This is a genomic window from Pseudomonas sp. Choline-02u-1 (assembly GCF_002836515.1).
GTDB lineage: Bacteria > Pseudomonadota > Gammaproteobacteria > Pseudomonadales > Pseudomonadaceae > Aquipseudomonas.
Genome location: NZ_PJBC01000061.1, coordinates 1 through 24,928 on the forward strand (window position 1 = coordinate 1; position 24,928 = coordinate 24,928).

The 24,928-nt window shown below is 59.7% G+C and carries 28 protein-coding genes; 18 read left to right on the plus strand and 10 right to left on the minus strand.

Annotated elements, in window-relative coordinates; translation table 11 throughout:
- Nucleotides 1-180: 180 nt before the first annotated feature.
- Nucleotides 181-1,404 carry a CaiB/BaiF CoA-transferase family protein gene (locus CXF97_RS17680; protein ID WP_178081214.1) on the minus strand — a complete coding sequence of 408 codons (1,224 nt, stop codon included), beginning with the start codon at nt 1,402-1,404 and terminating at the stop codon, nt 181-183.
- Between the two features lie 11 nt (nt 1,405-1,415).
- The gene (locus tag CXF97_RS17685; protein WP_101159614.1) at nt 1,416-2,597 is read right to left on the minus strand and encodes an acyl-CoA dehydrogenase; all 1,182 of its coding nucleotides are present in this window, start codon (nt 2,595-2,597) and stop codon (nt 1,416-1,418) included.
- 158 nt (nt 2,598-2,755) lie between these two features.
- On the opposite strand from CXF97_RS17685, the gene CXF97_RS17690 reads away from it, so the two are divergent.
- The 10 genes from CXF97_RS17690 (at nt 2,756) to CXF97_RS17735 (ending at nt 12,609) form a co-directional block, all read left to right on the plus strand.
- Nucleotides 2,756-3,655, plus strand: coding sequence for a LysR family transcriptional regulator (locus CXF97_RS17690; protein WP_101159615.1), 900 nt, complete (start codon nt 2,756-2,758; stop codon nt 3,653-3,655).
- 434 nt (nt 3,656-4,089) lie between these two features.
- Nucleotides 4,090-5,211: a Re/Si-specific NAD(P)(+) transhydrogenase subunit alpha gene (locus CXF97_RS17695; RefSeq protein WP_101159616.1), complete on the plus strand. Its 1,122-nt coding sequence runs from the start codon at nt 4,090-4,092 to the stop codon at nt 5,209-5,211.
- 15 nt (nt 5,212-5,226) lie between these two features.
- On the plus strand, nt 5,227-5,547 hold the full coding sequence (locus CXF97_RS17700) for an NAD(P) transhydrogenase subunit alpha (protein ID WP_003187417.1): 321 nt from the start codon (nt 5,227-5,229) through the stop codon (nt 5,545-5,547).
- A complete protein-coding gene (locus CXF97_RS17705; RefSeq protein ID WP_101159617.1) occupies nt 5,547-6,980 on the plus strand; it encodes an NAD(P)(+) transhydrogenase (Re/Si-specific) subunit beta in 1,434 nt (477 codons plus the stop codon). The genes CXF97_RS17700 and CXF97_RS17705 overlap by 1 nt, the downstream gene beginning before the upstream one ends.
- 214 nt (nt 6,981-7,194) lie before the next feature.
- The gene (locus CXF97_RS17710; protein WP_101159618.1) at nt 7,195-8,688 is read left to right on the plus strand and encodes an acetyl-CoA hydrolase/transferase family protein; all 1,494 of its coding nucleotides are present in this window, start codon (nt 7,195-7,197) and stop codon (nt 8,686-8,688) included.
- Between the two features lie 321 nt (nt 8,689-9,009).
- Entirely contained in the window at nt 9,010-9,225 is a 216-nt protein-coding gene (locus CXF97_RS17715; protein ID WP_007911656.1) for a DUF1127 domain-containing protein, read from the plus strand.
- Nucleotides 9,226-9,559: 334 nt separating this feature from the next.
- A complete protein-coding gene (locus tag CXF97_RS17720) occupies nt 9,560-9,877 on the plus strand; it encodes a DUF2388 domain-containing protein (RefSeq protein ID WP_101159619.1) in 318 nt (105 codons plus the stop codon).
- A gap of 108 nt (nt 9,878-9,985) precedes the next feature.
- Nucleotides 9,986-10,303: a DUF2388 domain-containing protein gene (locus CXF97_RS17725; RefSeq protein WP_095182269.1), complete on the plus strand. Its 318-nt coding sequence runs from the start codon at nt 9,986-9,988 to the stop codon at nt 10,301-10,303.
- Between the two features lie 27 nt (nt 10,304-10,330).
- Nucleotides 10,331-10,651 (plus strand): DUF2388 domain-containing protein, encoded by a 321-nt coding sequence (locus tag CXF97_RS17730; protein ID WP_039757071.1) that lies wholly within the window; start codon nt 10,331-10,333, stop codon nt 10,649-10,651.
- Nucleotides 10,648-12,609 carry a DUF4105 domain-containing protein gene (locus tag CXF97_RS17735; RefSeq protein WP_101159620.1) on the plus strand — a complete coding sequence of 654 codons (1,962 nt, stop codon included), beginning with the start codon at nt 10,648-10,650 and terminating at the stop codon, nt 12,607-12,609. Before CXF97_RS17730 ends, CXF97_RS17735 begins: the two co-directional genes overlap by 4 nt.
- A gap of 57 nt (nt 12,610-12,666) precedes the next feature.
- On the opposite strand, the gene trpA is transcribed toward CXF97_RS17735, so the two are convergent.
- Both trpA and trpB read right to left on the minus strand, forming a co-directional pair.
- On the minus strand, nt 12,667-13,476 hold the full coding sequence (trpA, locus tag CXF97_RS17740) for a tryptophan synthase subunit alpha (RefSeq protein ID WP_101159621.1): 810 nt from the start codon (nt 13,474-13,476) through the stop codon (nt 12,667-12,669).
- The gene (gene trpB / locus CXF97_RS17745; RefSeq protein WP_101159622.1) at nt 13,476-14,708 is read right to left on the minus strand and encodes a tryptophan synthase subunit beta; all 1,233 of its coding nucleotides are present in this window, start codon (nt 14,706-14,708) and stop codon (nt 13,476-13,478) included. The genes trpA and trpB overlap by 1 nt, the downstream gene beginning before the upstream one ends.
- A gap of 113 nt (nt 14,709-14,821) precedes the next feature.
- On the opposite strand from trpB, the gene CXF97_RS17750 reads away from it, so the two are divergent.
- A complete protein-coding gene (locus CXF97_RS17750; RefSeq protein WP_101159623.1) occupies nt 14,822-15,739 on the plus strand; it encodes a LysR family transcriptional regulator in 918 nt (305 codons plus the stop codon).
- Here the strand turns inward: CXF97_RS17750 and CXF97_RS17755 are convergent.
- Nucleotides 15,712-16,038 carry a YqjD family protein gene (locus tag CXF97_RS17755; protein ID WP_039757078.1) on the minus strand — a complete coding sequence of 109 codons (327 nt, stop codon included), beginning with the start codon at nt 16,036-16,038 and terminating at the stop codon, nt 15,712-15,714. The two genes, CXF97_RS17750 and CXF97_RS17755, sit on opposite strands and share 28 nt — an antisense overlap.
- Nucleotides 16,039-16,204: 166 nt before the next feature.
- Here CXF97_RS17755 and CXF97_RS17760 point away from each other — a divergent pair, with 166 nt between their 5' ends.
- A complete protein-coding gene (locus CXF97_RS17760; protein WP_039757080.1) occupies nt 16,205-16,420 on the plus strand; it encodes a dodecin in 216 nt (71 codons plus the stop codon).
- A 129-nt stretch (nt 16,421-16,549) separates the two neighbouring features.
- Nucleotides 16,550-16,774 (plus strand): DUF1161 domain-containing protein, encoded by a 225-nt coding sequence (locus CXF97_RS17765; RefSeq protein WP_071173980.1) that lies wholly within the window; start codon nt 16,550-16,552, stop codon nt 16,772-16,774.
- Nucleotides 16,775-16,938: 164 nt separating this feature from the next.
- Here the strand turns inward: CXF97_RS17765 and CXF97_RS17770 are convergent, their stop codons facing one another.
- A complete protein-coding gene (locus CXF97_RS17770; protein WP_056791299.1) occupies nt 16,939-17,940 on the minus strand; it encodes an LLM class flavin-dependent oxidoreductase in 1,002 nt (333 codons plus the stop codon).
- Nucleotides 17,941-18,181: 241 nt separating this feature from the next.
- Between CXF97_RS17770 and CXF97_RS17775 the strand changes: the two genes are divergently transcribed.
- Nucleotides 18,182-18,613 carry an OsmC family protein gene (locus CXF97_RS17775; protein WP_101159624.1) on the plus strand — a complete coding sequence of 144 codons (432 nt, stop codon included), beginning with the start codon at nt 18,182-18,184 and terminating at the stop codon, nt 18,611-18,613.
- Between the two features lie 240 nt (nt 18,614-18,853).
- Nucleotides 18,854-19,093, plus strand: coding sequence for a DUF1161 domain-containing protein (locus tag CXF97_RS17780; protein WP_101159625.1), 240 nt, complete (start codon nt 18,854-18,856; stop codon nt 19,091-19,093).
- Between the two features lie 7 nt (nt 19,094-19,100).
- Here CXF97_RS17780 and CXF97_RS17785 read toward each other — a convergent pair whose 3' ends face one another.
- On the minus strand, nt 19,101-19,520 hold the full coding sequence (locus CXF97_RS17785; protein ID WP_101159626.1) for a hypothetical protein: 420 nt from the start codon (nt 19,518-19,520) through the stop codon (nt 19,101-19,103).
- Nucleotides 19,521-19,563: 43 nt separating this feature from the next.
- Nucleotides 19,564-19,986: a hypothetical protein gene (locus CXF97_RS17790; protein ID WP_101159627.1), complete on the minus strand. Its 423-nt coding sequence runs from the start codon at nt 19,984-19,986 to the stop codon at nt 19,564-19,566.
- A gap of 58 nt (nt 19,987-20,044) precedes the next feature.
- On the opposite strand from CXF97_RS17790, the gene CXF97_RS17795 reads away from it, so the two are divergent.
- The gene (locus CXF97_RS17795) at nt 20,045-21,121 is read left to right on the plus strand and encodes an aminopeptidase (protein WP_101159628.1); all 1,077 of its coding nucleotides are present in this window, start codon (nt 20,045-20,047) and stop codon (nt 21,119-21,121) included.
- Nucleotides 21,122-21,218: 97 nt separating this feature from the next.
- Here CXF97_RS17795 and CXF97_RS17800 read toward each other — a convergent pair whose 3' ends face one another.
- Together CXF97_RS17800 and CXF97_RS17805 are read right to left on the minus strand one after the other, a co-directional pair.
- Entirely contained in the window at nt 21,219-21,872 is a 654-nt protein-coding gene (locus tag CXF97_RS17800) for an HAD family hydrolase (RefSeq protein WP_101159629.1), read from the minus strand.
- A 28-nt stretch (nt 21,873-21,900) separates the two neighbouring features.
- Nucleotides 21,901-22,446 carry a gamma carbonic anhydrase family protein gene (locus CXF97_RS17805; RefSeq protein ID WP_101159630.1) on the minus strand — a complete coding sequence of 182 codons (546 nt, stop codon included), beginning with the start codon at nt 22,444-22,446 and terminating at the stop codon, nt 21,901-21,903.
- Nucleotides 22,447-22,508: 62 nt separating this feature from the next.
- Between CXF97_RS17805 and prlC the strand changes: the two genes are divergently transcribed.
- Both prlC and CXF97_RS17815 read left to right on the plus strand, forming a co-directional pair.
- Entirely contained in the window at nt 22,509-24,587 is a 2,079-nt protein-coding gene (gene prlC, locus CXF97_RS17810) for an oligopeptidase A (RefSeq protein WP_178081209.1), read from the plus strand.
- Nucleotides 24,584-24,868 (plus strand): YheV family putative zinc ribbon protein, encoded by a 285-nt coding sequence (locus CXF97_RS17815; RefSeq protein WP_101159631.1) that lies wholly within the window; start codon nt 24,584-24,586, stop codon nt 24,866-24,868. Before prlC ends, CXF97_RS17815 begins: the two co-directional genes overlap by 4 nt.
- The last annotated feature ends 60 nt before the right edge of the window (nt 24,869-24,928 follow it).

Consider the following 24,928-nt stretch of genomic DNA (forward strand, 5'->3'; position numbering starts at 1 on the left):
CGCATAACTCTTTGAATCTCAAGGAGTTTTCCGTTTCGACTGCGCCGGAAGTGGGGCGAATTATAGACCTCTGGAATCTGCCGTCAACCGTTAATTTCGCTTTTCTTTCAATTACTTGCGGATTGGCCAAAAAACATCCAAACAGGCGAGAAAGCTGAGCCTTCTATATAGAAGAAGAACTTAAACGACTCCCCCTTGCTTCAGCGCCGCTACCGCACCAGCGTCAAGACCCAATACTCGCTGCAGAACCTGCTGCGTATGCTCACCTAATAAAGGAGGCGCAAAACGATACTCGACCGGAGTCTTGGATAACCGGATGGGACTGGCCACCTGAGGCACCATCCCTGCCAACGCATGCGGCAACTCGATCGCTAGGCCGCGCGCCTTCACCTGCTGATCCTCAAAGACCTGCGACAGATCATTGATCGGCCCACAAGGCACTCCCGCCTGCTCCAGCCGAGCAACCCACTCGGCCGTCGTCTTGAAGACCGTCGCCTGACGGATCAATGGAATCAACACCGCGCGATTCGCCACCCGCAATTTGTTGGTCGCAAAGCGTGGATCATCCGCCCAGTGCGGTTGTCCCGCGACTTCGGCGAATTTGCGGAACTGCCCGTCATTACCCACGGTGAGGATGAAGTCGCCATCCGCTGTAGGAAAGTCCTGATAAGGCACGATATTCGGGTGAGCATTGCCCAAGCGCTTTGGCGCATCGCCCGTTGTCAGGTAGTTCATTGCCTGATTAGCCAGACAAGCAACCTGAACATCCAGCAATGCCATGTCAATGTGCTGACCACTCCCGCCGTGATCCCGGTGAGCGAGTGCCGCCAGAATCGCCACTGTAGAATATAGCCCGGTGAGAATGTCCGTCAGTGCCACCCCGACTTTCACCGGCCCGGCGCCCTCATCCCCCTCAGGACGACCGGTGATGCTCATCAGCCCGCCCAAGCCCTGAATCATGAAGTCATAGCCGGCGCGCTTGGCGTACGGACCGGTCTGGCCGAAGCCGGTGATGGAGCAGTAGATCAGATTCGGGTTGAGCACCTTCAGCGATTCATAGTCCAGGCCATAGGCCGCCAGACCGCCCACCTTGAAATTCTCGATGAGGATGTCCGACTTCGCCGCCAGGTCGCGCACCAGCTTCTGCCCTTCAGGGCGGGTGAAGTCGATGGTCACCGACTGCTTGTTGCGGTTGGCCGACAGATAATAAGCCGCTTCCGACGTGTTCTCGCCGTAAGCGTCTTTAAGGAAGGGAGGTCCCCAGGCCCGAGTGTCATCACCATTACCCGGGCGCTCTACCTTGATCACTTCGGCGCCAAGGTCGGCGAGGATCTGTCCGGCCCAAGGCCCGGCCAGCACTCGCGATAAATCCAGTACCCGCAGATGCGACAGCGCGCCCATGATCCGCCCTCCTATTAATAGAACGCTTGCAGACCGGTTTGCGCACGCCCGAGGATCAGCGCATGAACGTCGTGGGTACCTTCATAGGTATTCACCACTTCCAGGTTGACCAAATGACGGGCCACGCCGAACTCATCGGAGATGCCGTTGCCGCCAAGCATGTCGCGCGCCATACGGGCGATGTCCAGCGACTTGCCGCAGGAGTTGCGCTTCATGATCGAAGTGATTTCGACCGCAGCGGTACCTTCATCCTTCATGCGACCCAAACGCAGGCAGCCTTGCAGCGCCAGAGTGATCTCGGTCTGCATGTCGGCAAGCTTCTTCTGTACCAGTTGAGTCGCAGCTAACGGGCGACCGAATTGCTGACGATCCAAAGTGTATTGACGCGCGGTGTGCCAGCAAAACTCGGCGGCACCCAGCGCACCCCAGGAAATGCCGTAGCGTGCCGAGTTGAGGCAGGTGAACGGACCTTTCAGGCCGCGGACATCCGGGAAGATGTTTTCTTGCGGCACGAACACGTTGTCCATGACGATCTCACCGGTGATCGAAGCGCGCAGGCCGACCTTGCCGTGAATCGCCGGAGCGCTCAGACCTTTCCAGCCTTTCTCCAGAACGAAGCCACGAATGTCGCCGGCGTCATCCTTGGCCCACACCACGAACACGTCAGCGATCGGGCTGTTGGTGATCCACATTTTTGCGCCGGTCAGGCTGTAGCCGCCATCGACCTTGCGCGCCCGAGTGATCATCGCGCCAGGATCGGAACCGTGGTTCGGCTCGGTCAGACCAAAGCAGCCGATCCATTCGCCCGAAGCCAGTTTTGGCAGGTATTTCTGTTTCTGTGCTTCGGTACCGAATTCATTGATCGGCACCATCACCAGTGAGGATTGGACACTCATCATCGAGCGGTAGCCGGAGTCGACGCGCTCGACCTCACGCGCGATCAGACCATAACTGACGTAATTCAGCCCGCTGCCACCGTATTGCTCGGGGATAGTCGCCCCGAGCAGGCCGACTTCGCCCATCTCGCGGAAGATCGCCGGGTCTGTCTTTTCATGGCGGAATGCTTCAAGGACACGCGGCGCCAGGCTCTGTTGAGCGAACTGCTCGGCGGTGTCGCGGATCATGCGCTCTTCTTCGGTGAGCTGTTGATCCAGCAGCAGGGGATCGATCCAGTTGAAGCTAGCTTTACCGCCCATGAGTATGTCCTCGCAAATCGACTGAATTAACGTGGCATTGATCCTAGGCGCGGTTGGCCGCCGCAGCAAACGAGGATTTCGCAACCTCTTGTGCTAATTTCTCACTCCGAAACGTCGCGAACAGCCTTTTACGCGGCGCATTAGTGAGGTTGACGTACATGCGCAGAAAGATACCCAGCACGGCCGCCCTGATCAGTTTCGAAGCGGCCGCTCGCCATGAGAGCTTTACGCGGGCCGCAGAAGAACTTTCCCTCACTCAAGGCGCCATTTGCCGACAGATCGCCAGCCTTGAGGACTTCCTCAGCGTTGAACTGTTCCGACGCTCACGGCGCGGAGTAAAACTGACTGAGGCAGGACTTTCCTACAGCCGCCGGGTAGCGACTCAGCTCGATGCCGTCGAGCGCGACACGTTGTCGGTTATGGGTCAGCAAGGCGCCAATGTAATTGAACTGGCGGTAGTTCCCACGTTTGGCACGCAATGGCTGTTGCCGCGTCTGAAGGATTTCCAGCACAAGCATCCGGAAGTCACGGTGAACCTGACCAACCGCACCCGCCCGTTCCTGTTTGCCGATACGCAGTTCGATGCGGCGATCTATTTCGGCGATGCCGACTGGTCCGGTACCGAGTCCCACAGGTTGATGGGCGAGAATCCGATGCCCGTGTGCAGCCCGACCCTGCTCGGCGACCAAACGCATCTGAACGCTGACGCCATCGCCGAATTACCGTTGCTGCAACAGACGACCCGCCCGTACGCCTGGCGTCAGTGGTTCGACTCGCAACAGCTAAACATCCCCCGCGACATGACAGGCCCACGCTACGAGCTATTCTCCATGCTCGCCCAAGCAGCCATGCACGACATGGGCATTGCGCTGATTCCGCCCTTCCTGATTCAGCGAGAGCTGACTGAAAAACGTTTGGTGATCGCCAATCACCAGGCGCTCTCCAGCTTCAAGGCGTATTACCTGATGATTCCTGAGCGAAAGGTCGAATCTGCATCGCTGAAAGCATTTCGTGACTGGTTGTTACAGCAGGCGAAGAGCTACAGCCTAGAAGACTAGAGGCTCTTATTGATTACTAACCCGGTAGTCAGGAATTTTAAAGCCCTACAGATATAACTATTTGTCGCCATTTCAATGCCTGTATCCGAAGGTCGTACAGACGTCCCATAAGCGGCGTAAGACGTGGCTTTGAGCCTTCAATGGCGACACATTGCTGCCTATTCACGCCACCTATCAGAAATTTCTAAATATTCAGCCAGAATCCTTGCAGAGCACGGCCTGCAAGGGCTTCAACTGGCCGTCTGCGACATTCGGTCACGGCATGACTTGTAGTTAATTTTCCGTCACCCGTCATAATCCCTTGAAGGGCTCAAAGTTCGCCTGCAAAATGCCGCGCCCCGCCTTGATTTGGCGGGATCGTGCTGATCGGCCGCCCCAGTCGCACCATCCGTAGTGCCTGGGTTTACTCAATAAGATCACGCAGGAGATTTGACGTGCACATTGGTGTTCCTCTCGAAACCCAGATCGGTGAAACACGGGTTGCTGCAACCCCGGAAACCATCAAGAAGCTGATCAGTCAAGGCCATAAGGTCACTGTACAAAGCGGGGCTGGCGTCAAAGCCAGTGTCGTCGACAGTGCCTATGAAGCGGCCGGCGCAAGCATTGGCAGCGCCAATGACGCGTTTGGCGCCGAGCTGATTCTCAAAGTGGTCGCGCCAAGCGATGCCGAACTGACGCTGATCAAGCGCGGCACGGTGCTGGTGGGCATGCTCAACCCGTTCAACAACGAAACCATCGCCAAAATGGCCGAGTGCGGGATTACCGCGTTCGCTCTTGAAGCGGCGCCGCGCACCTCGCGGGCGCAGAGTCTTGATGTGTTGTCTTCGCAGGCGAACATCGCCGGCTACAAAGCGGTGTTGCTCGCGGCTCACTATTACCCACGCTTCATGCCGATGCTGATGACCGCTGCGGGCACCGTGAAAGCGGCGCGCGTGCTGATTCTAGGCGCGGGTGTGGCCGGGTTGCAGGCGATTGCCACGGCGAAACGTCTGGGTGCGGTGATCGAAGCGTCTGACGTACGTCCAGCGGTAAAAGAGCAGATCGAATCCCTCGGCGCCAAGTTCGTCGATGTGCCCTACGAGACCGATGAAGAACGCGAATGCGCGGTCGGTGTCGGCGGTTACGCGCGCCCGATGCCGGCGAGCTGGATGCAGCGTCAGGCCCAGGCTGTGCACGAGCGCGCCAAGCAGGCCGATATCGTCATCACCACTGCGCTGATTCCGGGCCGCAAGGCGCCGACGCTGCTCAGCGCGCAAACCGTGGCGCAGATGAAACCCGGCTCGGTGGTCATCGACCTCGCCGCCGCTCAGGGTGGCAACTGTCCGCTGACCGTGGCCGATCAGGTCGTTGTGGAAAACGGAGTGACCATCGTCGGCCCGACGAACCTCGCCGGCGAAGTGGCTGCCGATGCTTCGGCGCTGTACGCACGCAACCTGCTGGACTTCCTCAAGCTGGTGTTCACCAAGGAAGGCCAGTTCGACGTCAACCTCGAAGACGACATCGTCGCCGCGTGCCTGATGTGCCGCGACGGCCAAGTCATCCGCAAAAACGCCTAAGCAGGGATTCAGACGATGGAAGAGCTTATCTCCCCCGGTATCTACAATCTGATCATCTTCGTGCTGGCGATTTATGTCGGTTACCACGTGGTCTGGAACGTTACACCTGCGCTGCATACGCCGTTGATGGCAGTCACCAATGCGATCTCGGCGATCGTCATCGTCGGCGCGATGCTCGCCGCCGCACTGACCGTCACCCCGCTGGGTAAAACCATGGGCACCCTCGCCGTGGCACTGGCAGCGGTCAACGTGTTTGGTGGCTTCCTGGTCACCCGGCGCATGCTTGAGATGTTCAAGAAGAAAGCCCCGAAAGTAAAAGAAGAGGCGCCGAAGTAATGAGCATGAATCTCGTCACGACGCTCTACCTGATCGCGTCGATCTGCTTTATCCAGGCCCTCAAAGGCCTGTCGCACCCGACCACTTCGCGGCGCGGCAACCTGTTCGGCATGCTCGGCATGGCGCTGGCCATCATCACTACGGTTGGCCTCATCTATAAGTTAGGCGCTGAGCTTGCCACTGCCGGGATCGGTTACGTGATCGTCGGGCTGCTGGTCGGCGGCACCGCCGGTTCGATCATGGCCAAGCGCGTTGAAATGACCAAGATGCCGGAACTGGTTGCGTTCATGCACAGCATGATCGGCCTCGCGGCAGTGTTCATCGCTATCGCCGCGGTGGTTGAGCCGCAGTCGTTGGGTATCGTCAAACAGCTGGGCGACGCGATTCCGGCGGGCAACCGTCTGGAGCTGTTCCTCGGTGCAGCCATCGGTGCGATCACCTTCTCCGGCTCAGTGATTGCCTTCGGCAAGCTCTCGGGCAAGTACAAATTCCGCCTGTTCCAGGGCGCACCGGTACAGTTCGCCGGGCAGCACAAGCTCAACGCCGTATTGGGCCTGGCCACGCTGGCACTCGGCCTGACCTTCATGTTCACGGGCAACCTCACCGCGTTCGCGCTGATGCTGGCGCTGGCGTTCGTGATGGGCGTGCTGATCATCATCCCGATCGGCGGCGCCGATATGCCGGTGGTGGTGTCGATGCTCAACAGCTACTCGGGCTGGGCGGCGGCGGGGATCGGCTTCTCGCTGAACAACTCGATGCTGATCATTGCCGGCTCGCTGGTGGGTTCGAGCGGCGCGATCCTCTCGTACATCATGTGCAAGGCGATGAACCGTTCCTTCTTTAATGTATTGCTTGGCGGTTTCGGTAATACGGCCGATGCAGGTCCTGCCGGTGCGCAGGAAGCCCGCCCGGTGAAATCCGGCTCGGCGGACGACGCAACCTTCCTGCTGACCAACGCCGACACCGTGATCATCGTGCCGGGTTATGGTCTGGCGGTAGCCCGTGCGCAACACGCACTGAAGGAACTGACCGAGAAGCTGACCCATCGCGGCGTAACCGTGAAGTACGCGATTCACCCGGTGGCCGGTCGCATGCCTGGGCACATGAACGTCCTGCTCGCCGAGGCCGAAGTGCCTTACGATCAGGTGTTCGAGATGGAAGACATCAACTCCGAGTTCGGTCAGGCCGACGTGGTACTGGTGCTCGGCGCGAACGACGTGGTCAACCCGGCCGCGAAGAACGATCCGAAATCGCCGATTGCCGGCATGCCGATTCTCGAGGCGTTCAAGGCCAAGACCATCATCGTCAACAAGCGCTCGATGGCCAGCGGCTATGCCGGTCTGGACAACGAACTGTTTTACCTGGACAAGACCATGATGGTCTTCGGCGATGCGAAGAAGGTCATCGAAGACATGGTCAAAGCGGTCGAGTAATTCACCCTTGCAACAGCGAACGCCCCGACTTGTCGGGGCGTTTTTGTTTGCGCCGGACAGTGGACAATTTGCCGCGTTGTTGCAGATCCGGTAACGGTGTTTTACTTCAAGCCCGCTAAATAGAGGCCTCGTTTGCGACCTTGGTAGCGGGACAGGCGCCGGCCAAATTCACTAGACTGCGCATCCTGCTACTCGTTGCCCGAGATAATAATCCATGTACCGTGACCGTATTCGCCTGCCTTCGTTGTTGGATAAAGTGATGAGCGCTGCCGACGCCGCTGCTCTGATTGAGGACGGCATGACCGTCGGCATGAGCGGTTTCACCCGCGCCGGCGAAGCCAAAGCCGTTCCTCACGCACTGGCCGAGCGCGCCAAGGTCACTCCGCTGAAGATCAGCCTCATGACCGGCGCCAGCCTGGGCAACGACCTCGACAAGCAACTGACCGAGGCCGGCGTGCTGTCGCGGCGCATGCCGTTCCAGGTCGACAGCACCTTGCGCAAGGCGATCAACGCCGGCGAAGTGATGTTCATCGACCAGCATCTCTCGGAAACGGTCGAGCAGTTGCGCAACCAGCAGTTGAAGCTGCCGGACATTGCCGTCATCGAGGCAGTCGCCATCACCGAACAGGGCCATATTGTGCCAACTACTTCGGTGGGCAACTCGGCCAGCTTCGCGATCTTCGCCAAGCAGGTCATCGTCGAGATCAACCTGGCGCACAACGCCAACCTCGAAGGCCTGCACGACATCTATATCCCGACGTACCGTCCGACGCGCACGCCAATCCCGCTGGTAAAAGTCGACGATCGCATCGGCAGTACGGCGATTCCGATTCCGCCTGAAAAGATCGTTGCGATTGTCATCACCCAGCAGTCGGACTCGCCGTCCACCGTGTCAGTACCGGACGTTGATACCCATGCCATTGCTGAACACCTGATCACCTTTTTCAAGCAGGAAGTTGCGGCCGGGCGCATGACCAACAAGCTCGGCCCGCTGCAGGCCGGCATCGGCAACATTGCCAACGCGGTGATGTGTGGCTTGATCGACTCGCCGTTCGAAGACCTGACCATGTATTCCGAAGTGCTGCAGGACTCGACCTTCGACCTGATCGACGCCGGCAAGCTGAGCTTCGCCTCAGGCAGCTCGATCACCTTGTCCGAGCGGCGCAACAGCGACGTGTTCGGCAACCTGGAAAAGTACAAGGACAAGCTGATTCTAAGGCCGCAGGAGATCTCCAATCACCCCGAGGTGGTGCGCCGCCTAGGCATCATCGGCATCAACACCGCGCTGGAATTCGATATCTACGGCAACGTCAATTCCACCCATGTCTGCGGCACGCGGATGATGAACGGCATCGGCGGTTCGGGCGATTTCGCGCGCAATGCGCATCTGGCTGTATTCGTGACCAAGTCGATCGCCAAGGGCGGCGCCATTTCCAGTGTGGTGCCGATGGTCAGCCACGTCGACCATACCGAGCATGACGTCGACATTCTGGTGACCGAAGTCGGGCTGGCCGATTTGCGCGGCCTGGCGCCACGCGAGCGAGCGCGGGTGATCATCGACAACTGCGTGCACCCGGACTTTCGTCCGGCACTGAATGATTACTTCAGCGCTGCTTGCGCTGTTGGCGGTCACACCCCACATATTTTGCGCGAAGCCCTGAGCTGGCATATGAACCTGGAAGAAACCGGGCGCATGCTTGCGGTGTAAATCACACAGATCAACACCGGCGCAAACACAATTTGCGTCGGTGGGAAGATTAGCTGAAGCATAACCGTATAAAACTGTACTACTGTACTGGTCATTTCCTACAGCAAAACCCTACACGAGCTCTCTCAAAAGGCAAAATCGCACCATTAATGTGCGGACAGGTACAGTTTGCCCAATTTCGACCCGTACACCATCCATAAACAGTTAACTGCTCACTCACAATACAAATGAACTGTATCTACAGAGACTATCCAAACGAGAGGATCATGGGCACCAGTCAAACCACTACCTGATCCCGCCACAAGCGGAAGGATGTCAACCATGGAACGTACACTCAGTTCCGAACTGTTCTTCGAAGACAAAGCTGTAAACACCCAGGCTTCCCTGCCTCTGCGCGTTATTGCCAACCTGATGTTGTGGCAGCGCCGCATCTCCAGCCGCCATCAATTGGCCCGTCTGGATTCGCGTTTGCTGGCTGACGCCGGCATCAGCGAAGCTCAACGCTACGAAGAGCTGAGCAAGCCGTTCTGGCGCTAAGCAGCGTCGCTGGCTCTGGTCGCAAGACCCACCGCCAGCAACCCGAATTGCACAAGCAGAACCCGTCGTGGGCAACCACGACGGGTTTTGTCGTTTCAGGGGCCTTGAATGCTCTAAAACGCATAAATGAACGAGCACAAGTACAATTTACGAACAGATTAACTACCACCAGTACAGTTATCCAGAGACTTTGGAGTATCACTGGCCACCACTGGGCGAACCGCATCTGGCAGCCTAAAATCCATGCAGAACGTGGCGAACGTTGCGCAAAAGGCGTCTGACTCCTCAGATACCGAGCCACCTCTCACTACGGTTTATCCAAAGGAGTTTCACCATGACCCGTCTTCGTCTGCTCAGTGCCGCTGCCCTGTTGGCGGTAGCTGCCAACGCCAACGCTACCAGCTTCATCGTGACCACCGACTCGATCGTCGGCGCGCTGAAAGCCACATCCGACGCCACTTCCGATGTGACCTCCTCGTTCCGTGACGACAAGATCGTCCTCGCTGCCCGCGACGATGCCGCCAGCTTCGTAGCCAGCGAAGGCGATATCCGTGGGGTGAAGCTGGAAAGCGCGCTCGACCACATCCGCCATCAGGCGCCACAACTCAATGCCACCGATGCCCAATTGGCTCAGGCCATTCTGACCCTCTGATCGTTCGCTGCATTGCGGGACACGCCAGCCGTGTCCCGATGTTTCAAGGCTGGCTCTGGCCCGGGCATTTGCGCTAGCCTTCAGGCTCGTTAACAGTTGTCGAGTCCCATGCGCTTTCTTCCAACTCTGCTCATCTCTTCTACTTTATTCACGGCCTGCTGGGCGATGTCCGCCAACGCCTTCGATGCTTTCAATGCGTCGACTCAAGGCACGGTTGTCAGCGGTTACGCGACCAGCATGGTGTCTTCTGCGCCGTTCGACCGTAAACTGCTGCTCGCCGCCCATGATGACGCGGCGGCCTTCGTCGCCAGTGACGGTGAATGGCGAGGCGCACGGCTGGAATCCGCGCTGCATTACCTGCGCAAAACCCGGCCGAAACTTCATGCCAGCGACCTTGAACTGGCAGAGGCAATTCTCGTCCAATAGTTATCCTTGTCCTTCCGGAGTCGTTCCATGCGTAGCCCGCTGATTGCTGCCGCCCTTGGCCTGTTTGTGTTGGCCGATGTGGCCCAGGCGCACACCCTGGTAGCCACCAGTAACATCATCGTTCGTGCCTCCCAGCGCACCATCGATTTCACCTCTGATACCACCACGTCGATTCGCGATTCGAAAATCATCCGCGAAGCCCACGACGACGCCGCCAGTTTCGTCGCCAGCAACGGCGACATCCGTGGTGCGCACCTCGAAGCCGCCCTCAACACCTTGCGTACTCGTGTGCCGGAAGCGCGCGACGCCAGTGATCAGGTACTCGCCGAAGCCATCCTCGCACTGTGAGGTCCGTTGGCGCCTGGCTGCTGGCCGGGGCGTTGTTGCTGCTTGGCAACAGCGCCCACGCCGGCCTGCAATTGCGGCTCAAGACCGAGGGTCTGAGCCCGGCTCAAAAACAGGCCAGTCAGGCGCTGATCGATGAGGCCATGACGAAACTGCCGCCGAGCTTCATCGAGCGGCTGGATCGGCGTATTGATGTCGGCTGGACCGACGACATGCCTGCCAATGCTTACGGCCAGGCGACGCTGGTATCCGAGCTCGATCTGAATCGCAAGCTGCTCGCCAGTCTCACCGATGGCAGCGCGGCAAAAGAGAAAACCAATCGCCCCCACGGCACTGTGCGTCAGGAACTGCTCGCCACGGTGCTGCACGAAATCACTCATATCTACGACCGCGCGCGTTTATGGCCAAGTGTCGAGCGCACGTTGATCCAGCGCTGCACCCGGCGCTTCAATAGCGCCGGGCTGATCGGCATTCCCGATGAGTGTCGCGGGCAGAACGGTCGCCGCTTCACCATCAGCGACGACCCGCGCCTGCTCGACCTGGCCGGGTGGCAGCAATACGTCGGCCGCCGTGGCGAGCGCGAACAGCACAACCGCCAGATCGCGCGCAGCCCCGACCTTTACGAAATCTCCAGCCCCAAGGAATTTGTCGCGGTCAACATGGAGTACTTCCTCCTCGACCCGAGCTACGCCTGCCGCCGCCCGGCGCTGTATCGCTACTACAAGGAGCATTTCGGCTGGGCGCCAGCGGCCAAGGACACCTGCAGCAAGAGCTTCGCCTTTCTCAATGCGGGCAATGACTTCGCCAAGCAGCCTCTGGGGCAAGTCGATCCGGAGCGCGTCTACGCGGTCGATTACCTGCTGGCCGAGGCCAATCAGAACTGGGTCAGCCGCTGGGGCCACAGCATGCTGCGCCTGGTCATTTGCGCGCCCGGTCGTCCTCGCGGCCCGGACTGCCGCCTCGATCTGGATCAGCACCTGGTGCTGTCCTATCGCGCCTTCGTAGGCGATGTGCAGTTGTCGAGCTGGGACGGACTGGTCGGCAAATACCCGTCGCGGCTGTTCGTGTTGCCGCTGGCGCAAGTGATCGACGAATACACCAAAACCGAATTGCGCAGCCTCGCTTCGGTGCCGCTGAACCTGTCTCGTGAGGAAATCGAAGGCGTCGTCGAACATGCTGCCGAGATGCACTGGAGCTACGACGGCAACTATTTCTTCCTGTCCAACAACTGCGCGGTAGAAGGCTTGAAACTGTTGCGCAGCGGCAGCAATAACAGCCAACTGGTCGGCCTCGACAGCATCATGCCCAACGGTTTGCTGGAAGTGCTCAAAGGCCGTGGCCTGGCCGACACCAGCGTGCTCGACGATCCGAAAGAAGCTTTGCGCCTGGGTTATCGCTTCGACTCGTTCCGCGATCGTTATCAAGCGATGTTCGATGTGCTGAAGAAGCAACTACCGATCAAGCAGACCACCGTCGAAGACTGGCTGTCACTCAGCGCTGAACAACGCCGCGAATGGTTCGACCGCGCCGACCTGCGCACCAGTGCCGCGCTGTTGCTGCTCGAGCAGGCGAGTTTCCGCCGGCAGTTGTTGCTGGCCCAGGATGAGGTCAAGCAACGCTATCTCGGCGCCCGCGAGCTGGAAAATGGCGGCATGGACAAAGCCAACGCGACCCTGCAGGAGATCCTCGCCAACAGTGGCTTCCTCAGCCGCCCGGCGGAATTGCTCGACTCCAAAGGTTACGGACTGCCGCAGCCGAGCGAGTTTGGCCGACTGGAAGCGGAAAGCAGCCAGCGGCAGAAGAAGCTGCTGGCGCTGTCCGGCGACCTTGATAGCGAAGTGCGCAAGCTGCTCGAACCCAAGCGCGCCGCCGAGATTGCCGCCAGCGAGGCCAACGTCAAGCAGATCGGCGAGCATTTGCGCAAACTGCACAAGGCCTCGGGCGGACTGCAATTACCATGAGCACAAAAAAGGCTTCAGAACGCTTGTTCTGAAGCCTTTTTATTTTCCTCTGCGGTCTTAGACGCGCGCTTTGCGCACGCCTTGGGACAGCGCCGAACACAGACTCAACACGCCATCGATGGCCTGCTCAGGCGTATCGGCGCTGGCGATGTGATCAATCAACGCTGAGCCCACCACCACGCCGTCAGCCAGACGCGCGATGGCCGCAGCCTGCTCCGGTGTTCGGATACCGAAACCGATGCTGATCGGCAAATCGGTATGCCGACGCAGACGTGCAACCGCCTCTTCCACATGCTCCAGGGTCGCCGCACCGGCGCCAGTGACGCCGGCCACCGACACGTAATAGACGAAACCGGAACTGCCATTGAGCACGCGGGGCAGACGCGCGTCGTCGGTGGTCGGCGTGGTCAGGCGAATGAAATCCAGACCGGCAGCCTGCGCCGGGTCGCACAGTTCTTCGTTGTGCTCTGGCGGCATGTCGACCACGATCAGGCCATCGACGCCGGCATCCTTGGCGTCGGCGATGAAACGCTCGACGCCGAACTTATGGATCGGGTTGAAATAACCCATCAACACCAGCGGCGTGTCGCTGTTGCCTTCACGGAACTCGCGAACCATTCGCAGGGTTTTCAGCAGATTCTGTTTGGCGCCCAGTGCGCGAATGTTGGCCAACTGGATTGCCGGGCCATCGGCCATCGGATCGGTGAACGGCATGCCCAGTTCGATCACATCGGCGCCCGCCGCCGGCAAGCCTTTGAGAATCGCCAGCGAAGTGTCGTAGTCAGGATCGCCAGCGGTGACGAAAGTCACCAACGCGGCCCGGTTCTGTTGCTTGAGGTCGGCAAAGCGGGTTTGCAGGCGGCTCATCAGTGTTTCTCCTGCTGCGACTGTTGCATATGGTGCATTACGGTTTGCATGTCCTTGTCACCTCGGCCCGAGAGGTTGACCACCATCAGGTGTTCCTTCGGCAGATTCGGTGCGCGTTTGAACACTTCCGCCAGGGCGTGAGCGCTTTCCAGGGCAGGAATGATTCCCTCCAGACGGCAGCATTTGTGGAACGCTTCGAGCGCTTCATCGTCAGTCACCGAGGTGTACTGGACGCGGCCGATGTCATGCAACCAGGCGTGTTCAGGGCCGATGCCCGGATAGTCGAGGCCGGCGGAAATCGAGTGGGCGTCGATGATCTGGCCGTCGTCGTCCTGCAGCAGGAAGGTGCGGTTACCGTGCAGCACGCCCGGCACACCGCCGTTGAGACTGGCCGCGTGCTTGCCGGTTTCGATGCCGTAACCGGCGGCTTCGACGCCGATGATCTCAACGCTCTTGTCGTCGAGGAACGGGTGGAACAGGCCCATGGCGTTGGAACCGCCACCGATGCACGCCACCAGGCTGTCCGGCAGACGACCTTCCTGAGCTTGCAGTTGATCGCGGGTTTCCTTGCCGATGACGGCCTGGAAGTCGCGGACCATTGCTGGATAAGGGTGTGGGCCGGCCACAGTGCCGATCAGATAGAAGGTGTTGTCGACGTTGGTCACCCAGTCACGCAGGGCTTCGTTCATCGCGTCTTTCAGGGTGCCGGTGCCAGCCACGACCGGAATGACTTCAGCGCCGAGCAGCTTCATCCGGAAGACGTTGGCCTGCTGACGTTCGATGTCGGTGGTGCCCATGTAGATCACGCAATCGAGACCGAAACGCGCAGCAACGGTGGCCGTGGCCACGCCGTGCATGCCGGCGCCGGTTTCGGCGATGATGCGCTTCTTGCCCATGCGCCGCGCCAGCAGAATCTGGCCGATGCAGTTGTTGATCTTGTGCGCGCCGGTGTGGTTCAGCTCTTCACGCTTGAGGTAGATCTTCGCACCGCCGCAGAACTCAGTCAGGCGTTCGGCGAAATACAGCGGGCTCGGACGTCCGACGTAATCACGCTGGAAGTAGGCCAATTCTTCCTTGAATGCCGGATCTTCCTTGGCCGCTTCGTATTCGCGGGCCAGGTCGAGGATCAACGGCATCAGGGTTTCCGCTACATAACGGCCACCGAACGCACCAAAAAGGCCGTTGGCGTCAGGGCCGTTACGCAGATCAGAGGTGTTCGAAGTCTGGGTCATGGGTCGCTCCAGGTGAATTCGGCCAGAAGGCAATGACGCCCACTCTACCTCTGACGCTCTGGACTGAAAACCGATAAGATCGCCGAAACCTGTCAGGAAAACTCACAGATACCATGAACCACGACCTTCCCCCGTTGAATGCCTTGCGCGCCTTCGAGGCCACCGCCCGCCTGAACAGCGTTAGCCAGGCCGCCGAGCAGCTGCATGTCACCCACGGCGCGGTCAGCCGCCAGCTCAAGGTGCTTGAAGAACATCTCGGCGTGAGCCTGTTTGTCAAGGATGGGCGCGGCTTGAAACTCACAGATGCCGGCGTGCGCCTGCGCGATGCCAGCGCTGAGGCGTTCGACCGGTTGCGCAGTGTTTGTGCGGAATTGACCCAAAGCACTGCCGATGCGCCGTTTGTGCTCGGGTGTTCCGGTAGCCTGCTGGCGCGCTGGTTTATTCCGCGCCTGGGGCGGCTGAATGCCGATCTGCCGGACTTGCGTTTGCACCTGTCTGCCGGTGAAGGCGACCTCGATCCAAGGCGCCCGGGACTGGATGCGCTGTTGCTGTTCGCCGAGCCGCCGTGGCCAGCCGATATGCAGGTCTATGAACTGGCAGCGGAACGCATTGGCCCGGTCATGAGCCCGTTGTTCAGCGGCTATCGAAAGCTGCAAGCCGCTGGCGCCGCAGAACTGCTCAACGAGCCCTTGCTGCACACCACCTCTCGCCCGCAGGCCTGGCCCAGCTGGGCGCAGGAAAACAACCTCGACGCCAAGGCGTTAAAGCTCGGGCAAGGATTCGAGCATTTGTATTATTTGCTGGAAGCGGCTGTTGCAGGTCTCGGTGTAGCAATCGCACCGGAGCCATTGGTAATCGAAGATCTGAAGGCGGGTCGCCTGGTTGCGCCGTGGGGCTTCTGCGAAACCCCGGCGCAACTGGCGTTGTGGCTACCCAAGCGCGCCGCGGACGGGCGCGCTCGGCAACTGGCGCAGTGGCTCAAAAACGAGCTGCGCCAGCCTGATCACTCACCGCGTTTGAACAGAAAATAGGCAGCAAGCAAGCCGATTGCACCGACAGCCACGCCGGCTGTGGTCCATGGGTGTTCCTGGGCGTAGTCACGCGTGGCGATGCCGGTCTCGCGGGTTTTGACTTTGACTTCTTCATAGGCGTCGCTGAGCAGGTGACGCGAGTGCTTCAGCGCACTTTCAGCATTGCTTTTCAGCGCCTTGAGGGTCTTGCGCGACTCGTCCGAAGCATCGTCTTTCAAGCTTTCCAACGATTTGAGCAGACTCTCGATCTCGGCTTCCATGCTTTGCAACGAGGCTTTACGTAAAGAGGTGTTGGCCATGGTGGCTCTCCTGCATTGGTGATGAGTGGCGTGTGTTGGTTGGGACTTCAGCATGTCGAGAAAGTGCAGAAATTCTGAACTTCGGCAGCGTAGCGGCGCCGAAATCAACAGTGCAATTGCCTGCTAGGCTCAATTTCACACGCCATTCCAACCCAAGGAGATCGCCATGAGTGACCATCACACGTACAAGAAAGTCGAACTGGTCGGTTCGTCCACCACCAGCATCGAGGACGCCATCAACAATGCGCTGGCCGAGGCCAACAAGACCCTGCGCAATCTGGAATGGTTTGAAGTGACCGAAACCCGTGGCCATATCGAAAACGGCCAGGTGGCGCACTTTCAGGTCACGCTGAAGGTCGGCTTCAAGATTGTCGCCAGCTGAGTTTGGTCCAGTCTTCTGAACTTGCGCGCTGGCCGAGTGCCATAGGGAATGGCAAAGCGCTACAAGGTGAGCGTATCGGGTAGATGACTCGATGCCCGCCTCTTTCAATCCGACCAGGGAGTGCGACCGATGAAGAAGTTCATGTTGGCAGTAGGTTTGTTAAGCCTTGCGGGTGGTGCGTTTGCAGCCGGCAAGCCATGTGAAGAACTGAAAAGCGAAATCGCAGCCAAGCTCGACGCCAAAGGCGTTTCCGGTTATTCGCTGGAGGTTGTCGACAAGGGCGCAGCGGCTGACGGTGACGTCGTCGGCAGTTGCGAAGGCGGAAGCAAGGACATCGTCTACAAGCGCGGTTGATTGCGTCTGAAATACAAAAGCCGACGTGGATGCGTCGGCTTTTTTGTGGGCGATGATTTTGTGGGCAGGAGCTGCAGCATGCTGCGATCTTTTGTTCTTGATTTCAAATCACAATCAAAAGATCGCAGCCTCGTTGCACTCGACAGCTCCTACAGGGGTTCGCTTTATCCCTTCATGACTTGGGCCAGCAGTTCGTAGGAATGGATGCGATCGGCGTGTTCGTAAAGATCACTGGTGAAAATCAGCTCATCCGCCTGGGTCTGCTCGATCAACACTTCAAGTTTGGCGCGGATCTTCTGCGGGCCGCCGACCATCGCCAGGCCGAGGAAATCGCCCACCGCCTCGCGCTCATGGGGCAGCCACAGGCCGTCCATGGTTTTAACCGGCGGACGCTGCACCAGGCTCTGCCCACGCATCAGCGCAAGAATTCGCTGGTACACCGACGTCGCCAGGTAATCGGCTTGCTCGTCGGTATCCGCTGCCACCAACGGCACACCGAGCATCACGTACGGCTTGTCGAGCACCGCCGATGGCTTGAAGTGGTTGCGGTAGATGCGAATCGCCTCATGCATGAAGCGCGGCGCGAAGTGCGAGGCGAAGGCGTAAGGCAGGCCGCGCTCGCCGGCCAGTTGTGCACTGAACAGGCTCGAACCGAGCAGCCAGACCGGCACGTTGGTGCCGGTGCCGGGCATGGCGATCACCCGTTGTTCCGGCGTGCGCGGACCGAGGTAGCGCATCAGCTCGGCGACGTCTTCGGGAAAATCGTCAGCACTGCCCGAGCGTTCGCGGCGCAAAGCGCGGGCGGTCATCTGGTCTGAGCCGGGCGCGCGGCCCAATCCCAGGTCGATTCGTCCCGGGTACAGGCTCTCTAGGGTGCCGAACTGCTCGGCAATGACCAGCGGCGCATGGTTGGGCAGCATTACCCCGCCGGAACCGACACGAATCGTCGACGTGCCACCGGCGAGATAGCCGAGCAACACCGATGTCGCTGAACTGGCGATGCCGTCCATGTTGTGGTGTTCGGCGACCCAGAAGCGCGTGTAGCCGAATTTCTCGGCATGCTGCGCCAGATCCAGCGAGTTGCGCAGCGATTGCGCTGCGCTGCCGTTTTCGCGCACGGGCACCAGGTCGAGAGTGGAAAATTTAACGTCGGACAGTTTTTTCATGAACCTGCATCTCCGGGTGGGGAGGCAGGTTTTTCTTTGCGAACGAAAACCTGCCAAATCCATAAGCGTGTTTTATGGAATGAGGGCATATACCCGAGATTCAATAGCAGCGGCGAAATTTCCTACTAAAAAAGTCAACGATTCAGCCAGGCTGAACTTTGTTCCGCCGTCTATCCTCAGAAGCCTTGCTAGTAAAAACCGCGAAGGCGCGGCGTACCGCGCCACATTTGAGGAGGCAGACATGGCTATCGTGAAAAAGGCATCGGCGCATTGGGAAGGCGATCTGAAAACCGGTCTCGGCTCGATCTCCACCGAAACCGGCGTGCTGCGAGAAGCGCCGTACGGCTTCAAGGCGCGCTTTGAAGGCGGCAAAGGCACCAACCCCGAAGAACTGATCGGTGCGGCCCATGCCGGCTGCTTCTCCATGGCATTCTCGATGATTCTCGGCGATGCCGGCCTCAAGGCAGACAGTATCGACACCAACGCCGAAGTCACCCTCGATCAGGTTGAAGGTGGTTTTGCGATCACTGCAGTGAAGCTGATTCTCAAGGCGAAGATCCCGGGCGCGACTCAGCAGCAGTTTGAAGAGCTGAGCAACAAGGCCAAGGAAGGTTGCCCGGTTTCCAAGGTCCTGAATGCGAAGATCACCCTTGAGGCTTCGCTGGTCAGCTGATCCGACGTTTGCCGGGCTGACGCCTTCGCGAGCAGGCTCGCTCCCACAGGGGATTTGTGCACGTCGCAGATCCCCTGTGGGAGCGAGCCTGCTCGTGAAGGCAATCTCGAAACCAGCTCAGCGGCCGGCAATTAATACAAGGTGTGAGCAAAGTCAGAACCCGCTCTGTAAAACTGTGGTCGAATAATCGACAGCAGCTTCAGCGCACGCCCGTGCGCGCTGCCTCAAGGAGCTTCATCGATGAAACGTATTGGCTTGGCGATCCTTTGCAGTGCACTGGCCACGTCCGCTATCGCAGCCCCGAAGGACTGCGAAGAGCTCAGAAAGGAAATCGAAATCAAGATTCAGGCGAAGGCGATCCCCTCGTACACCCTGGAAATCATCACGGCGGAAGAGGCGAAGCAGCACGACTCGGCCATGATCGTCGGTTCTTGCGAGAACGGCACCAAACGAATCATTTATCAGAAAAACGATAGCTGAATGTCCGTCACGGCACGCAATTGATCTGCCGCTCGTTGGCAACGATCTGCCCCTGACGATTGATCAAGCGTGCGCTTGGCGTGAAGGCCAGCGATCGGGCCTCAAGGCGGTAACGCTGCCCGGCCTCGAAGTGTTCATAGGGCACGGTCATGTAACACAGCCGCTCTTGCGGATCGGTATCCATGCCCTGACCACCCCCGAATACTTCGAAGTCAAAGCGCACGGTGAGCTCATGACTACCGGGCGTTACCTGAAAAAACCGTCCGTCGCGCAAGCGCTGTTTATCCAGGCGCTCGGCCATCAGCACTTTGCCGCCGGGGGTAGGCATGGCGAAGTCTACCCAGGCTTTGTCTGGATCGGCCGCCGGCAGCGGGGTCTGGCAGCCGGCGAGCACACTGGCGGCGAGCAATGTCGTCAACTTGCGCATGATTCAATGTCCTGGAAACGAGGGTTTTCCAGCATAGCGCCGATCAACTGCTCTGACAGCCCGCCGGTGTGCCCTGACCAACTACCTTGCGCTGTTCGTCATAAAGCTTGGCCCAAGGCCGGAAGCCGATGCTGCCAGCCTGCAACTGATAGCGTTGGCCGGCGTTAAAATCCTTGAATTTTACGTTCAACTGGCAATCACGCCGCAACGGCTCGGCATTCGGGCCGATGTTGGTGGCCTCGACCGGAAATTGATAGCGAACTTTAAGCTCATGGCTGCCGGGCTGCACCTCGAAATAGCGTTTATCGATGGCCTGCGTGGCATCGACTTGCACGGCTTGCAGCGCCGTGTCGTGTTGGCGGGCGTCGAGATCAATCCAGGCTTGCGAGGGGTCGGGATCGGGCATTCCAAATCCGGCACAACCGGCCAGCGTCAGCAGGCCACCTGTCAGCATCAACATGCGCATAGCGGAGCTCCTTGAGGCGGGATAGTCTTGGGGCAGACTTTCCGGGGAATTTCTTATTTTGATCAGGCCGTTTTCCAGCCTTGGGTTACTTGATCGCGTTTTTCCGATTTTGTTTCCGGGTGTGTTGCTTTTGTTGCTCAACGGTTGCGCCGGCGTCAGCTACTACAGCCAGCTCGCCAGCGGACAACTGCGACTGCTGCGCGCGCGGGAGCCGGTCGAGAAGGTCATTGCCGACCCAGCCCGCGACGCCAAATTGCGCGCGCATCTGGCCCAATCACAGAAGGCTCGCCTGTTCGCCAGCGAGCACCTGCACCTGCCGGACAACCGAAGCTATCGCCTGTACGCCGACATTGGCCGGCCGTTCGTGGTGTGGAATGTGTTCGCCACCGAGGAGTTTTCCCTCACGCCGCAAAATCACTGCTTTCCGATTGCCGGCTGCGTGGCGTACCGCGGCTACTACAGCCAGAGCGCCGCCCGTGGCGAAGCGGCGATTCAGCGACTGGAGGGCATGGACGTATCGATCGGCGGTGTCGAGGCGTACTCGACGCTTGGCTGGTTCGATGACCCGATCCTCAACTCGATGATGGGCTGGGGCGACGAGCGGCTGGCCACGCTGATTTTTCATGAGCTGGCGCACCAGCGCTTCTATGTGAAGGACGACACCGAGTTCAACGAGTCATTTGCCACGTTTGTCGAGCAGGAAGGCACGCGGCAGTGGCGCGCGTTTCGCGGGTTGCCGGCGGAGTCGGATGCCAGGCTCAAGCAGCGTGAGCAGTTCATCAGCCTCGTTCTCGACACGCGCTCACGGCTGGAAAAACTCTATGCGCAACCATTGCCCGCCGAGCAGATGCGTGAGCGCAAAGCGGAGGAGTTCGAGCGCTTGCGCAGCGACTATCGGGTAATGCGCGACAGTCGGTGGGCCGCAGACAAGCGTTATGACGCCTGGGTCAATGCGCCGCTGAACAACGCGCGGTTGCTGCCGTTCGGGCTGTATGACCAGTGGGTGCCGGCGTTTGCGGCGTTGTTCCAACAGGTCGGTGGGGATTGGCCGAAGTTTTATGCCGAGGTGGAACGCTTGGGGAAGTTGCCGGTTGATGAGCGCAAGTCGGCGCTCAGAGCGTTGGCAGCATCCTGATTTCACATTGGCTGAGCCGGTCTTTTCGCGAGCACACCCGCTCCCACAGGGGGAATGCATTCCAAACGCAGGAGCGGGCTTGCTCGCGAAAGCGGACTCATCCGCGCCGCAGGAATGCCTGATGCAACGCATCCAGCGTTTCAAAGTGATAAGCCGGCGCCTCGGCATTCAGCTCTTCAAAACTTCCAAAGCCATAGCCCACCGCCGCTGCATCCAGGCCATTGCTGCGTGCGCCGATCAGGTCGTGCTTGCGATCGCCGATCATCAGTGTCTGCGCCGGATCCAGCCCTTCTTCCTGCAGTAAATGCGCGATCAACTCGACCTTGTTGGTCCGAGTGCCGTCCAGTTCGCTGCCGTAGATCACTTTGAAATGCCGGGCAAAATCGAAATGCCGGGCGATTTCGCGGGCAAACACCCACGGCTTGGAGGTAGCGATGTACAACTGCCGTCCCTGCCCGCTCAAGGTTTCCAGCAGCGGCGTCACGCCATCGAACACTCGATTTTCGTAGAGGCCGGTGACCTTGAAGCGCTCGCGATAGAAATTCACCGCCTCCCAGGCCTTGGCTTCGTCGAAATCGTAAAACTGCATGAACGCTTGCAGCAGCGGCGGGCCGATGAAGTGTTCCAGTTTGCTCAGATCCGGTTCGTCGATGCCGAGATTGGCCAACGCAAACTGGATGGAGCGGGTGATGCCCTCACGCGGGTCGGTCAGGGTGCCATCGAGGTCGAACAGTACGGTCTGGTAATGCATGGAAATTCCCGAGCAGGTGTAGGGCGATTCAGAGCTGGTCGTAGCCTTCGGCCAGATGCAGGTCCTTGAGCTTGACGTAGTTCGCCGCGCTGTAAGTGAAGAAGGCGTTTTCCTTGTCAGTCAGCGCCCGCACCTGTTTTACCGGGCTGCCGACATACAGGAAGCCGCTCTGCAGGCGCTTGCCCGGCGGTACCAGGCTGCCGGCGCCGATGATCACATCGTCTTCAACCACGGCGCCGTCCATGACGATGCTGCCCATGCCGATCAGCACGCGGCTGCCGACGGTGCAGCCATGCAGCATGACCTTGTGAGCGATGGTCACGTCATCGCCGATCAGCAATGGAAAACCGTCCGGGTTGAACGGGCCGGCATGGGTGATGTGCAACACGCAGACGTCCTGCACGCTGGTGCGCGCCCCGATGCGGATACGGTGCATGTCGCCACGGATCACCGTCAGCGGCCAGACCGAGCTGTCTTCGCCAATTTCGACGTCGCCGATCACCACCGCCGAACCGTCGACGAATGCGCCTTTGCTCAAGCGGGGGGTGTGATTCTGGTATTTGCGAAGGGACACGATTAGTTCTCTCTCTGTCGCCGATAGCTGCGGTGAGTGTCGATTGTAATTAAGATGGGCGCATGTTTCTTCCAGCCAAGGTGCCAACCGTGAGCGTGAACAACCCTCTTTTGCAGTCCTACGACCTGCCGCCGTTCTCCACGATCCGTGCCGAACACGTCCTGCCCGCCATCGAAACCATCCTCGCGGACAACCGCGCCGCCATCGCCGAAATCCTCAAGACTCAAGGCAAGAACCCGACCTGGGCCGGTCTGGTATTGGCGATGGACGAACTCAACGATCGCCTCGGTGCGGCGTGGAGCCCGGTCAGCCATCTCAACGCCGTGTGCAACAGCGCCGAACTGCGGGAAGCCTACGAGTCCTGCCTGCCGGCCCTGAGCGCCTACTCCACCGAGATGGGTCAGAACCGCGAACTGTTCCAGGCCTATGAAGCATTGGCCAACAGCCCGGAAGCCGCCGGTTTCGACGTCGCGCAGAAAACCATTCTGGAACACGCGCTGCGCGACTTCCGCCTGTCGGGTATCGATCTGCCGGAAGCCGAGCAGAAGCGCTACGCCGAAGTGCAGAGCAAACTGTCCGAGCTGGGCAGCCGCTTCTCCAACCAACTGCTCGACGCCACTCAGGCGTGGACCAAGCACGTCACCGACGACGCCGCCCTCGCCGGCCTGACCGACTCGGCCAAGGCGCAAATGGCCGCCGCCGCGCAAGCCAAAGGCCTCGACGGCTGGCTGATCACCCTGGAATTCCCGAGCTATTACGCGGTGATGACCTACGCGCAGGACCGTACGTTGCGTGAGGAAGTCTACGCCGCCTACTGCACCCGCGCCTCGGATCAAGGCCCGAACGCCGGCCAGAACGACAACGGCCCGGTGATGGAAGAGATCCTCGACCTGCGCCAGGAACTGGCGCAACTGCTGGGCTTCGCCAGTTTCGCCGAGCTGAGTCTGGCGACAAAAATGGCGGAATCCAGCGATCAGGTGCTGAGTTTCCTGCGTGATCTGGCCCAGCGCAGCAAGCCATTCGCCGCGCAGGATCTGCAACAGCTGCGCGCTTACGCCGCCGAACAGGGCTGCGCCGACCTGCAAAGCTGGGACAGCGGTTTCTACGGTGAAAAACTGCGCGAGCAGCGCTACAGCGTCGCCCAGGAAACCCTGCGCGCCTACTTCCCGATCGATAAAGTCCTCAGCGGTCTGTTCGCCATCGTTCAGCGCCTGTACGGCATCGAGATCGCCGAGCAGAAAGGCTTCGACACCTGGCACCCGGACGTACGCCTGTTCGAGATCAAGGAAAACGGCCAGCACGTCGGCCGCTTCTTCTTCGACCTGTACGCCCGCGCCAACAAGCGCGGCGGTGCCTGGATGGACGGCGCCCGCGATCGTCGCCGTACCGTCGACGGCGTACTGCAGAACCCGGTGGCCAATCTGGTGTGCAACTTCACCCCGGCCGACAGCGGTAAACCGGCGCTGCTGACCCACGATGAAGTGACCACGCTGTTCCACGAGTTCGGCCATGGCCTGCACCACCTGCTGACCCGCGTCGAGCACGCTGGCGTATCGGGCATCAACGGCGTGGCCTGGGACGCGGTCGAGTTGCCAAGCCAGTTCATGGAAAACTGGTGCTGGGAGCCGGAAGGCCTTGCGCTGATTTCCGGCCACTACGAGACCGGCGAGCCACTGCCGCAGGACCTGCTGGAAAAAATGCTCGCGGCGAAGAACTTCCAGTCCGGCCTGATGATGGTGCGTCAGCTGGAGTTCTCGCTGTTCGACTTCGAACTGCACGCCACCCACGGTGACGGCCGCAGCGTGGCGCAAGTACTCGAAGGCGTGCGTGATGAGGTCTCGGTCATGCGTCCACCGGCGTACAACCGCTTCCCCAACAGCTTTGCGCACATCTTCGCTGGTGGTTATGCAGCGGGCTACTACAGCTACAAGTGGGCTGAAGTGTTGTCCGCCGATGCCTTCTCGAAATTCGAGGAAGACGGTGTGCTCAACGCTGACACCGGTCGGGCGTTCCGCGAAGCGATTCTGGCGCGCGGCGGCTCGCAGGCACCGATGGTGCTGTTCGTCGACTTCCGTGGCCGTGAGCCGTCGATTGACGCGCTGTTGCGCCATAGCGGCCTGAGTGAGGATGCGGCAGCATGAGCGACGGCCCTGTGATTACCAAAAAGCGCTTTATCGCCGGGGCGGTCTGCCCGGCGTGCAGCGAGCCGGACAAGTTGATGATGTGGAATGAGGACGGCGTGCCGCACCGCGAGTGCGTGGCCTGCGGTTATTCGGACACTCTGAATGAGCAAGGGCTGTCGGTGCCCAAGGAATTGGGCACGCGGGTCAATACCAGCGCGCTCAAGCCGCCAGCGGACAAGAAAGTCCAGGCGGTGCAGTTTTTCCCCAATCCGAAACTGAAGAAAAAATCTGACGAGTAAAGTCACCGCTGCGAGGTGGTATTCCTTTACCGCCTGATCTTCGCGCCTTGACCGTAGGCT

Excerpts from the sequence above, each read along its gene's own strand:
- CXF97_RS17685 (WP_101159614.1), bottom strand. The coding sequence starts at position 2,597 with ATGGGCGGTAAAGCTAGCTTCAACTGGATCGATCCCCTGCTGCTGGAT.
- CXF97_RS17690 (WP_101159615.1), top strand. The coding sequence starts at position 2,756 with ATGCGCAGAAAGATACCCAGCACGGCCGCCCTGATCAGTTTCGAAGCG.
- CXF97_RS17700 (WP_003187417.1), top strand. The coding sequence starts at position 5,227 with ATGGAAGAGCTTATCTCCCCCGGTATCTACAATCTGATCATCTTCGTG.
- CXF97_RS17705 (WP_101159617.1), top strand. The coding sequence starts at position 5,547 with ATGAGCATGAATCTCGTCACGACGCTCTACCTGATCGCGTCGATCTGC.
- CXF97_RS17710 (WP_101159618.1), top strand. The coding sequence starts at position 7,195 with ATGTACCGTGACCGTATTCGCCTGCCTTCGTTGTTGGATAAAGTGATG.
- CXF97_RS17715 (WP_007911656.1), top strand. The coding sequence starts at position 9,010 with ATGGAACGTACACTCAGTTCCGAACTGTTCTTCGAAGACAAAGCTGTA.
- CXF97_RS17720 (WP_101159619.1), top strand. The coding sequence starts at position 9,560 with ATGACCCGTCTTCGTCTGCTCAGTGCCGCTGCCCTGTTGGCGGTAGCT.
- CXF97_RS17725 (WP_095182269.1), top strand. The coding sequence starts at position 9,986 with ATGCGCTTTCTTCCAACTCTGCTCATCTCTTCTACTTTATTCACGGCC.
- CXF97_RS17730 (WP_039757071.1), top strand. The coding sequence starts at position 10,331 with ATGCGTAGCCCGCTGATTGCTGCCGCCCTTGGCCTGTTTGTGTTGGCC.
- trpA (WP_101159621.1), bottom strand. The coding sequence starts at position 13,476 with ATGAGCCGCCTGCAAACCCGCTTTGCCGACCTCAAGCAACAGAACCGG.
- trpB (WP_101159622.1), bottom strand. The coding sequence starts at position 14,708 with ATGACCCAGACTTCGAACACCTCTGATCTGCGTAACGGCCCTGACGCC.
- CXF97_RS17750 (WP_101159623.1), top strand. The coding sequence starts at position 14,822 with ATGAACCACGACCTTCCCCCGTTGAATGCCTTGCGCGCCTTCGAGGCC.
- CXF97_RS17755 (WP_039757078.1), bottom strand. The coding sequence starts at position 16,038 with ATGGCCAACACCTCTTTACGTAAAGCCTCGTTGCAAAGCATGGAAGCC.
- CXF97_RS17760 (WP_039757080.1), top strand. The coding sequence starts at position 16,205 with ATGAGTGACCATCACACGTACAAGAAAGTCGAACTGGTCGGTTCGTCC.
- CXF97_RS17765 (WP_071173980.1), top strand. The coding sequence starts at position 16,550 with ATGAAGAAGTTCATGTTGGCAGTAGGTTTGTTAAGCCTTGCGGGTGGT.
- CXF97_RS17770 (WP_056791299.1), bottom strand. The coding sequence starts at position 17,940 with ATGAAAAAACTGTCCGACGTTAAATTTTCCACTCTCGACCTGGTGCCC.
- CXF97_RS17775 (WP_101159624.1), top strand. The coding sequence starts at position 18,182 with ATGGCTATCGTGAAAAAGGCATCGGCGCATTGGGAAGGCGATCTGAAA.
- CXF97_RS17780 (WP_101159625.1), top strand. The coding sequence starts at position 18,854 with ATGAAACGTATTGGCTTGGCGATCCTTTGCAGTGCACTGGCCACGTCC.
- CXF97_RS17785 (WP_101159626.1), bottom strand. The coding sequence starts at position 19,520 with ATGCGCAAGTTGACGACATTGCTCGCCGCCAGTGTGCTCGCCGGCTGC.
- CXF97_RS17790 (WP_101159627.1), bottom strand. The coding sequence starts at position 19,986 with ATGCGCATGTTGATGCTGACAGGTGGCCTGCTGACGCTGGCCGGTTGT.
- CXF97_RS17800 (WP_101159629.1), bottom strand. The coding sequence starts at position 21,872 with ATGCATTACCAGACCGTACTGTTCGACCTCGATGGCACCCTGACCGAC.
- prlC (WP_178081209.1), top strand. The coding sequence starts at position 22,509 with ATGTTTCTTCCAGCCAAGGTGCCAACCGTGAGCGTGAACAACCCTCTT.
- CXF97_RS17815 (WP_101159631.1), top strand. The coding sequence starts at position 24,584 with ATGAGCGACGGCCCTGTGATTACCAAAAAGCGCTTTATCGCCGGGGCG.